6 protein-coding genes are annotated in these 9,978 nt (G+C 73.5%); all 6 read left to right on the top strand.

The annotated features are described in order from the left end of the window. Window positions 1–382: 382 nt before the first annotated feature. Window positions 383–1,951: a fatty acid--CoA ligase gene (locus ACSNN9_RS26155; protein ID WP_436675868.1), complete on the top strand. Its 1,569-nt coding sequence runs from the start codon at window positions 383–385 to the stop codon at window positions 1,949–1,951. A 430-nt stretch (window positions 1,952–2,381) separates the two neighbouring features. After that, complete coding sequence (locus ACSNN9_RS26150) at window positions 2,382–5,507, top strand: amino acid adenylation domain-containing protein (protein WP_436675867.1); 3,126 nt, start codon at window positions 2,382–2,384, stop codon at window positions 5,505–5,507. Between the two features lie 44 nt (window positions 5,508–5,551). After that, a complete protein-coding gene (locus ACSNN9_RS26145) occupies window positions 5,552–6,535 on the top strand; it encodes an aldo/keto reductase (protein WP_358092798.1) in 984 nt (327 codons plus the stop codon). Between the two features lie 46 nt (window positions 6,536–6,581). Continuing rightward, window positions 6,582–7,319 (top strand): hypothetical protein, encoded by a 738-nt coding sequence (locus ACSNN9_RS26140; protein WP_436675865.1) that lies wholly within the window; start codon window positions 6,582–6,584, stop codon window positions 7,317–7,319. Next, window positions 7,316–8,173: a family 3 encapsulin nanocompartment shell protein gene (locus ACSNN9_RS26135; protein WP_358092793.1), complete on the top strand. Its 858-nt coding sequence runs from the start codon at window positions 7,316–7,318 to the stop codon at window positions 8,171–8,173. The genes ACSNN9_RS26140 and ACSNN9_RS26135 overlap by 4 nt, the downstream gene beginning before the upstream one ends. A 548-nt stretch (window positions 8,174–8,721) precedes the next feature. Further along, window positions 8,722–9,900, top strand: a complete 1,179-nt coding sequence (locus tag ACSNN9_RS26130; protein ID WP_436675863.1) for an MFS transporter — start codon at window positions 8,722–8,724, stop codon at window positions 9,898–9,900. The last annotated feature ends 78 nt before the right edge of the window (window positions 9,901–9,978 follow it).

The following is a 9,978-nucleotide window of genomic DNA, read 5'->3' as shown; positions in this document are numbered from 1 at the left end:
CCCCCCCCCCCCCCCCCCCCCCCCCCCCCCGCGCGTGCTCCGGCTGGCCCCCGCCCGCCCGACCGCCGCGGGTGCGCCGGTGGACTCCACCAGACGCGTCAGCTCGGGCTTCCCCGTCGGCAGCGCGCCGGAGCACTTCGCGCTGGACGGGACGAGTTCTTCCGCTGTTACCGGGAGATGGACATGCGCTGATTACGTTCAGTTCGCGCTCGTGCACGAAGGAGGAACAGCGATGACTCCAGACGAGCCTTGGCGCTTCTGGGACGCCAACGGCATTGCCGAGGGCGAGGGGCGGATGGCCCTGGTCGACCCGCCCGGCATGCGAATCGCGTCCGACGCGGCGTGAGCCGCTCCCACCCGTACGCCCCCTGAAGGAGGACCGGTGACTGTTCAGTTGCGCACGCTCGTCGACGTCGCGCGCCGGCACGCGGCCCAGCAGCCGGACGCCGTCGCCATCATCTGCGAGGGCCGGCGTGTCGACTACGGCACCCTGCAGCGCGTCAGCAACCAGGTCGCGCGCGGCCTCCAGGCGGCGGGCCTGCGCCCCGGCGACCGCATCGCCTACCTGGGCAGGGAGTCCGAGCACTTCTACGACCTGTTCTTCGGGGCGGCGAAGGCCGGCGTGGTCTTCGTACCGATCAACTGGCGGCTGGCCGCCGGCGAGGTCGAGCACATCCTGCGGGACTCCGGGGCCGCCCTGCTCTTCGTCGACTCCGACTCGGCCGTCGTCGCCGAGAAGCTGGCGCCGGAACTGCCGATGCTGCGCCAGGTGGTGGCGCTGGACTCCGGCGGCATGGCCCGCGCAGGCTTCACGGCGTGGGTGTCGGCGCAGCCCGACGCGAACGTGCTGGTCAAGGTCACCCCTGACACGCCGCTGGCGCAGATGTACACCAGCGGCACGACCGGGCTGCCCAAGGGCGTCGTCCTGGCGCACCGCAGCTTCCTCGCGGTACGCGACGGGCTCGCCTCGGAGAACCTGGACTGGCTCGACCTGCGCGAGGGCGACGTCAGCCTCCTCTGCAACGGCGGCTTCCACATCGGCGGCCTGTCGTGGGCGGCGATGGGTTTCGCCGCGGGCGCCACGAACGTGGTGATGCGCGAGTTCACCACGGCCGGTGCGGTGGAGCTGATCAGGACCCTGCGGGTCACCACCATCCTCGCGGTGCCTTCGATGCTGCGACTGCTGCTCGCGGAGCCCGGCGTCACCAAGGCGGACTTCGCCTCCCTGCGCAAGATCGTCTACGGCAGCGCACCCATCTCGACGGCGCTGCTGGCCCGCTGCATCGAGGGCTTCGGCTGCGAGTTCGCCCAGATCTACGGCCTGACCGAGACCGGCAACTCCGCGGTCTGCCTGCCCCCGGCCGACCACACCCCGGACGGCGGCAAGATGCAGTCGGCGGGGCTGCCGTACCCGGGCTTCGAGGTCAAGATCGTGGACGACAAGGGCGACCCGTTGCCCCCCGGCGAGGTCGGCGAGGTCTGGCTGCGGTCGCCGGGCGTCATGGTGGAGTACTGGAACCTGCCGGAGGCCACGGCGAAGACCCTTGTCGACGGGTGGGTCGTCACCGGGGACGCGGGCTTGCTCGACGAGGACGGCTACCTGTACATCCGCGACCGGATCAAGGACATGATCATCGTCGCGGGGGAGAACGTCTACCCCGTGGAGGTCGAGAACGTCATCGCCCGCCATCCGCTGGTCGCCGAGGCGGCCGTCGTGGGTGTGCCGGACGAGCGTTGGGGCGAGGCCGTGTACGCGTTCGTGGTGCCGGTGGAGGGCCAGCAGCTCACCGAGCGCGACCTGGCGCTGCACCTGCGCGGCAAGCTCGCCGGCTTCAAGCAGCCGCTGCACTACGAGTTCATCGACCGGGTGCCGCGCAACCCCAGCGGCAAGATCCTGCGCCGCGAGCTGCGGGAGCGGTTCTGGCAGGGTCACGAGCGCAGGGTGAGCTGACCGCGATGACGGCGGCGGCCGGTCCAGCGGCCCACGCGTCGCCGGCTACCGCCCGTCATCGTGCCTGCTCGTCCGCTTGGCGGGGACGGTCCGTCCGCGCCGTCGGTCCGCCCCCGCGCGCGGCCGGCCGTCCAGCGTGGAATCTCCGCGTACGCCGACGTGTGGGCGAAGGATTCCCTGGTGGGAGGCCTGTTTGCCGGACGGGTGTCGCGCCGGGAGTCGCTCGGGGGTGCGGTCGCCATTTTCAAGTGACGGAAATCAATGTAGCGGAAAGTTGCATATTCCCTCCCTCCGGTCGGCCCTCTAGTGTCCTTGACCAGCAGTCAGGGCATCGACCGGTGACGATAAATACCCTTGCTGTGCGTCGGGTCGGATTCGTCCCGTCCGCGGCGTGTCGACAGGCCGGGCGAGCTCGGGGACAGGAGGCGTGATGAGGGCGGGCGACACCGGATACGCGGAGGCGGTTCCCGTCTCCGACGGACCCACCTGCCGGTGCACCGCCACCCTTCCGGCGGTCGCCGGGACACCGTACGACGACGGGCCCTTCCTCGCCGTGCCCGGCATGGTCGAAGAGCGCGTCGACCGGCACCCGCAGCGTCGGGCGGTGTCGTTCCGGGGCCGCTCGCTGACGTACCGCGAACTCGACGACCTGGCCAACGGCGTCGCCGCCGCCCTGGCCGGGCGGGGCGTCCGGCGGGGCGACGTGGTGCCCGTCCTGCTCGCCGACGGGCTCGAACTGCCCGTCGTGGACCTGGCGTTGATGAAGCTCGGCGCGGCCTTCGTACCCGTCGATCCCGGCTGGCCGGCGGACCGGCTGCACGCCTCGCTGCGGGTGGTCCGGCCCCGGCTCGCGGTGGTACGCGGCACCGACCCGCGCCCCGACACCGGCGACGTCCCCTGCCTGCCCGTCGACCTCGACGAGATCACCCCGACCCGCCGCCGGCCCGGCGTGCCGATCGGCCCGGCCGACCTGATCTACGGCATCTTCACCTCCGGCACCACCGGCACCCCGAAGTGCGCGCTGAACCGGCACGACGGGATCGCCAACCGGCTGCGGTTCATGACCCGCCACTTCGCGGCGACCGGCACCGAGGTGGTGCTCCAGAACAGCCGGCACACCTTCGACTCGTCGGTGTGGCAGATGTTCTGGCCGCTCACCACCGGCGGTCGGACGGTGGTGCCGGTCGAGGGCGGCTTCCTCGACGTCGAGCGGACCGTGCGGACCATCGCCGACGAGGCCGTCACGATGACCGACTTCGTGCCGAGCGTGCTCGGCGCGCTCGTCTCGGTCCTGGACCGCGACCCGGCCGCCCGGCGTGCGGTGGCGCCGCTGCGCAACGTCATCGTCGGCGGCGAGGAGATCGACCCGTGGGCGGTGCACCGGCTGGTCGAGCTGGTGCCGGGGGTCGCGGTCACCAACGGCTACGGCCCGACCGAGGCGTCGATCGGCATGATCTTCCACACCGTCGCCCGCGCCGACGGCGACGTCATCCCCATCGGCCGGCCCATCGACAACTGCTACGCCGCCGTGGTGGACGCCGAGCTGCGGCCCCTGCCGCCGGGCGAGACCGGCGAGATCGTCATCGGCGGCGTGTGCCTGGGCGAGGGGTACCTCGGCGACCCGGCCCGTACCGCCGAGGTGTTCGTGCCCAACCCGCTGCCCGGCATCCCGGGCCCGCGGCTCTACCGCACCGGTGACCTCGGCCGCGTCGCCGCCGACGGCCGGCTGCACTTCGCCGGCCGGCGCGACCACCAGCTCAAGGTCAACGGCGTCCGGATCGAGGCGGGCGAGATCGAGACCGCCGCCACCCGGCTGCCCGGCGTACGGCAGGCGAAGGTCCTGCTGGCCCGCGAGCACCGGGGGAAGTCGCTGGCCCTCTTCCTCGCCGCCGACGCCGAGGTGACCGAGCCGGCGGTGCGGGCACACCTGCGCCGGCTGCTGCCCCGCACCCACGTGCCCCGGCACGTCGTCGTGCGCGACGCGCTGCCGCTGACCGGCAACGGCAAGGTCGACCGGCAGGCGCTCGAGGCCTGGCTGGACCGTACGCTCGCCGAGCGGTCGCGCCCGTCGGCCGCGCCCGCAGACGCGCGGACGCTGCCCGAGGAGGTGCTGGGGGTGTTCCGGGCGGTCCTCGGCCGGCCCGACCTCGACCTGGACGCCGACTTCCTCGACGCCGGGGGCGACTCGCTCCAGGCCCTCGACGTGGTCACCGCGCTCGGCGCGGACCAGAGCCTCCGGGTCGGCGTGCAGGACCTGTTCACCCACCGCAGCGCCGCCCGGCTCGCCCGGGCGCTCGCCGTGCGGCTGCGCGCGGCCGACCCCACCGAGACCGAGGACGAGCTGGTGGAGCGGGACGCGAAGGTCCCGGCCGACCTGCCCGTACGTCCCGTCGGCCGGCGCCGGGCGCCGCGTACCGTCCTGGTCACCGGCGCCACCGGCTTCGTCGGCGCGCGCCTGGTCCACGAGCTGCTCGCCACCACCGACGTCCGGGTGCTCTGCCTGGCCCGCGCGGCCGACGACGCCGAGGCCACCGCCCGCGTCGTGCGCGCGCTGGCCGAGCGGGGCCTGTGGCGGCCCGGCCACGGCCTGCGCCTGCACGGGTACGCGGCCGACCTCGGTCGCCCGGCCCTCGGCCTGACCCCGGAGACCTGGGGCCGGCTGGCCCACGACTGCGACCTCGTGCTGCACGCCGGGGCGCTGGTCAACTTCCTGTTCGACTACCGGGCCCACCGCGCCGCGAACGTCCTCGGCACCGCCGAGCTGCTGCGGCTGTGCCTGACGGGCCGGCCGAAGCCGCTGCACCACGTCTCCACCCTCGGCGTCCTCGACAGCGAGGCCGCCCGGCATCCGCAGCCGCTGCCCGAGACGTACGACCCGGCCCTCGCCGTCGCGCCGACGAGCGGCTACAGCCGGTCGAAGTGGGTGGCCGAGCGGTACCTCGACGAGGCCCGGCGGCGGGGCGCGACCGTCACGGTGCTGCGACTCGGCGAGGTGATGCCCGCGGCCGACGACGGGCACCCCAACCCCCGGGCCCTGACCCACCTGCTGTTGGCGGCCTGCCATCAGCTGCGGATGCGGCCCGACGCGCCCGTGCGCTCCGACTGGACGCCGGTGGACTGGGCCGCCCGGCGGATCGTCGCCACCGTGGTCGACCCGCGACAGTGGGGCGGCACGCTGCACGTCCTGCACCCGGTGAGCGTCGACTTCACCGACCTGCCGCTGGCCGGCGCCGACGCCCTGCCCCGGGTCAGCTGCGCGCGGTTCCTGGCGGGGCTGCGCGAGGCGGCGACCGAGGGCGACCGCGACGCCGCCGTGCTGCTGGCCCTCTTCCCGCCCGGCGCGGGCGCCGACGAGGAGCGGCTGCGCGCGGTCTTCGCGACGCTGCTCACCGACAACCCCCGGCTCTTCCGGCGCGACGGCTGCGCCGAGCTGGAGCGGCGCCGCGGCTTCACCGACCACCGGCTCGGCCCGTCCGTCGGCGCCTACCGCGCCTGGCTGGGCGAGCACGTGCGGCGGGCGGCCGACCGGCTGCTGCTGCCGGCGGGACCAGGGTGAACGGCCGCGCGCGGCGCGGCGACCGGCACGGATGAGGGAGTGGAATGCGATACCGCAGGATGGGTCGGCTCGGCTGGCAGGTCAGCGAGGTCGGGTACGGGATGTGGGGCATCGGCGGTGGACCCGGCGGCTTCACCGGCTGGGACTACGACACCGCACCGGCCTGCCTGGACGAGGCCGTGGAACGCGGCTGCAACTTCTTCGACACCGCCTGGGTCTACGGGCGGGGCGTCAGCGAGCAGCTCCTCGGCGGGCTGGTGCGCCGGCACCCGGACCGTCGGCTCTACCTGGCCACGAAGATTCCCCCGAAGAACCGGGAGTGGCCGCCGGGCCCGCAGGACACCCTGGACGACGTCTTCCCGGCCGAGCACATCCGCGAGTTCACCCACCGCAGCCTCGAGAACCTCGGCGTGGACCGGATCGACCTGCTCCAGTTCCACGTCTGGGAGGACCGGTGGGCCGCCGACGGCCGCTGGCAGGAGGCCGTCGCGGACCTCAAGCGGGAGGGCCTGGTCGACGGCATCGGGATCAGCGTCAACCGGTGGGAGCCGACGAACTGCCACGCCGCCCTCGACACCGGCCTGATCGACGTCGTGCAGGTCATCTACAACATCTTCGACCAGGCACCGGAGGACGAGCTGTTCCCGCGCGCGCAGCGGGACGACATCGCGATCATCGCCCGCGTCCCGTTCGACGAGGGGACGTTGACCGGCACGCTGACCGCCGAGAGCACCTGGCCCGAGGAGGACTGGCGCAGCACGTACTTCGGGCCGGAGAACCTGCTGCCCAGCGTGGAGCGCGCCGAGCGGCTGGCCGCCGACGTGCCGGCGGGCATGACCATGCCGGAGCTGGCGCTGCGGTTCATCCTGCACCACCCGGCGGTGAGCACGGTGATCCCCGGCATGCGCCGCGTCGAGCACGTCCGCGCCAACCTGGGCGTCAGCGACGGCGTACCGCTGGACGCCGGGGTGCTGGAGACGCTGCGCGGCCACCGGTGGGACCGCAAGCCCACGGCGTGGTCCCAGTGAGCGCGGCCGCGCTCAGGCGGCGCGAGGCGCGGTACGGGAGGCCGACATGCCGGTGATCGCCATGTGGGCGCACCCCCGGGCGCTCTCCACCGCGTTCCTGCGCATGATGATCGCCCGCGGTGACGTCACCGTCGTCCACGAGCCGCTGGTCACCCTCGTCGACGAGGGGCACGTCGAGCTGCCCACCGCCGACGGCGGCACCGTCACGGTGACCGACGCGGCCGAGGTCGTCGCGCACCTGAAGGAGCTGGGCCGGGACCGGACGGTCTTCGTCAAGGACACGCTCGAATACCGCTACCGGCACCTGTTCGCCGATCCCGAGGCGATCGCGGACGTCACGCACACCTTCATCGTCCGCGACCCGGCCCGCACGATCAGCTCGCACTACGCGATCAAGCCGACGGTGACCTGCCCGGAGATCGGCTACGAGCACCAGTGGGAGCTGTTCGACCTCGTCAGCCGGACCGCGCGCCGGCCGCCCGTGGTGATGCGGGCCGAGGACCTGCTGCGGCACCCCGGGCAGACGGTGGCGGCCTGGTGCGAGGCCGTGGGGCTGCCGTTCCTGCCGGAGGCGCTGAACTGGGCGCCGGGGGAGCGCGCCGAGTGGCAGCGCACCCGCAAGTGGCACCTCGACGTGGAACGCACCTCGGGCTTCTCGCCGGTCGAGAAGTCCTTCGAGACGACCGTCGCCAACAACGACACCCTGCGGTCGTACCACGACCACCACCAGCCCTTCTACCAGCGGCTGATCCGGCACGCCATCTCCATCGGGGAGGACTCATGACCACCACCGCCGCGCCGCCCGTGACCGCGTCGTCGACGCTGTCGCCCGGCGAGCTGTTCGCCCGCGCGTACGCCGACGATCCCGCCGGCGCCGAGGTGCGCTTCGACTACACGATCACGGACGCCTTCCAGCCGACCAAGGAACGGCCCCGGGTGACCGTCCGCAACCTGTTCCGCAAGCGGTCGGTCGGCATGGAGCCGGTGCGGTTCTGGTGCGAGGGCCGGCCCGACGCGGACGAGGCCGCCGCGGTGCACGAGTCGGGCCTGCGCCGGGAGGCCGCCTTCCGGTTCGGCACCGCCTCCGCCGGGGTGCACCCGATCCGCGCCTGGGTACGCATCCCCGAGGAGCTCGCCGACGACCCGGAGGCGCTGGCCGTCTTCATCGACTACCGGCTGCTGGTCCGCCTCGCCACGGCCGAGAACCAGGCGCTGACCATCGGCGAGGGCGGCCTGCTGCGGCACCCCGAGATCGGGCGGCTGCCGTACCGGCACGACTGGCTCAGCGGCCTGCTCGCCGCCTGCGACGAGATCGAGCAGACCGGCGCCACCCCGCACGCGATGATCGTCAACCCGAGGGACTACTACACCCACCTGCTCGGGCGGGGCGCGTACCTGGCGGACCTGACCCGCAACGGCGTGCAGATCAGCCGCACGCGGATGGTGGCGCCGGGGGAGGCGGTGGTGGGCGACTTCGCGATGGCGGCCCGCCTGCTGGACGCCGGGCGCTCCGCGATCCGCGTCGGCACCCCGCCGCCCGGCACCTTCGCCACCGACGGTCCGGCCGTCTGCGCCGAGATCCACGAGGGCCTGGCGGTGCACCTGCCGACCCACTTCTTCCACGTCGTACCCGCCTAGGCGGTGTCCTGGGAAGCTCACCACCATTGCGGTAGCGCGGCGATCGTGAGGGTGACCCGGTACGACAAGGCGGTCCTGTCGTACCGGGTCGCGACGCTGCGGCACCGCTCCAGTCAATCGAAGCAACGCTCCACGACGTTGCGGCGCCCGTAGCGCTGCCTGTCGAACGCCGGTGGCCGGCCGCCGTGGCTGCCTCGCCGGCGGCGGTTGGCCTGCTGGTCTGCACGTTCGGCAATCACGTGCCCGATGCCGCGCCGACGCAGCCGGCCCTGACCGCTCCGGTGCCGTGACCCTTGTGGACGATGGCGTGCTCCGGGTGGACCTGCTGTCGGCCAGGTCCCGAGCGTCCGACACGGATCGCGGCCACGACCACCTGTGGAAACGGGTGCCGCCGATCGTCGGCACGTGGGCGACCACCGGTCACCACCGACGGCGGGCACCTGGACAACGGCTCCCAATCGACGTAAGACAAACTCTTAACGGGGACCCACGCGCTACATCGTCCGAATCCAAGATCCTTTGAAGACACCGCCTAGGAGCGTCACCGTATGACCACGACCGGCGGGAAACTCTCGTTCTACCGGCCCATCGTGCCGCTCTTCGCCGCCATCTTCCTGTGTCTGCTCGGCGTGGGCGCCTCCCTGGCCGTACTGCCGTTCTACGTGCTCGACGAGTTGGACGGCAACCGGGTCGAGGTGGGGGTGGTGATCGCCGCGATCGCGGTCTCCGCCGTGATCGCCCGGCCCATCGCCGGCCGGCTCGGCGACCGGCACGGGTACCGGACGGTGATGCTGGCCGGCGCGGCGGTGTGCGCCGCCGCCGGGGCGGCCTACTTCCTGGCCGGCGACGTCGGCGTGCTGGTCGGCGTCCGGGTCCTGCACGGGGTGGGCGAGGCGGCCGTCTACACCGCCGGCGCGGCCTGGCTGGTGGCGCTCGCGCCAGCCGACCGGCGGGGCCGCGTCGTCGGCCTGTACGGCATCTACATGTGGCTGGGCATCACGCTGGGCGCCCTGCTCGGCGCGGTGCTGCTGCGTACCTCCGGCTATCCGGCGGTGTGGCTGTTCGCGGCCCTGGCGGCGGTGGCCGGGGCCGCGCTCGTCGCCGTCCGGCCCGGGCCGGAGCAGGCTTCCTCGGCGAGCCGGGCCGGCATCCTGCCGCGCAGCGCGGTGGCCCCGGGCGTCGCGCTCTCCCTGGCCGGGTTCGGCTACGCCGCGCTGGCCGCCTTCGTCGCGCTGCACATGGCCGACCGGGGCGTCGAGAACGGCATCGCCGCGTTCAACGCGTTCGGCTTCACCTACGTCGGAGTCCGGCTCTTCGTGGGCGGGCTGCCCGACAAGCTCGGCGCCGGCCGGGTGGCCGTCGGCTCGGCCCTGGTGGAGGCGGTGGGGCTGCTCCTCGTGGCGTTCGCGCCGAACCTGCTGGTCGCGGTCGCCGGGGGGCTGGTGATCGGCGCCGGGCTCTCGTTGCTCTTCCCGGCGCTGGCCCTGCTGGTCATCAACCGGACGGACCCGGCCCACCAGGGGGCGGCGCTCGGCGCGTTCACCTCGTTCTGGGACATCGGCCTGGTGGCCGGGGCGCCGCTGGCCGGCCTGGTCGCCAGCGTGGCCGGCTACCCGGCGGTCTTCCAGGTGATGCTGCTGGCGGCACTGCTGTCGGCCGCCATCTCGGCGCTGACGATGCTGCCCCGCCGCTCCCTGGTGAACCAACCCCCGTCCCGGTCCACGTGACATCCCGTCGATCATGGGGTTGGCGGCGAAGTCGATCTCTTCGACCGCGGCCAACCTCATGATCGACGACGGGGGGTG

It is taken from the genome of Micromonospora sp. URMC 107 (genome assembly GCF_051386315.1).
In the GTDB taxonomy this organism is placed as follows: Bacteria; Actinomycetota; Actinomycetes; order Mycobacteriales; family Micromonosporaceae; genus Micromonospora.
The sequence above is the reverse complement of the archived record's forward strand: the minus strand, read 5'-3'. Positions and strand labels throughout refer to the sequence as shown.

What these genes read in the sequence shown, in the direction of transcription:
- ACSNN9_RS26150 (WP_436675867.1), top strand. Translation starts at nt 2,382, where the DNA reads ATGAGGGCGGGCGACACCGGATACGCGGAGGCGGTTCCCGTCTCCGAC.
- ACSNN9_RS26145 (WP_358092798.1), top strand. Translation starts at nt 5,552, where the DNA reads ATGCGATACCGCAGGATGGGTCGGCTCGGCTGGCAGGTCAGCGAGGTC.
- ACSNN9_RS26140 (WP_436675865.1), top strand. Translation starts at nt 6,582, where the DNA reads ATGCCGGTGATCGCCATGTGGGCGCACCCCCGGGCGCTCTCCACCGCG.
- ACSNN9_RS26135 (WP_358092793.1), top strand. Translation starts at nt 7,316, where the DNA reads ATGACCACCACCGCCGCGCCGCCCGTGACCGCGTCGTCGACGCTGTCG.
- ACSNN9_RS26130 (WP_436675863.1), top strand. Translation starts at nt 8,722, where the DNA reads ATGACCACGACCGGCGGGAAACTCTCGTTCTACCGGCCCATCGTGCCG.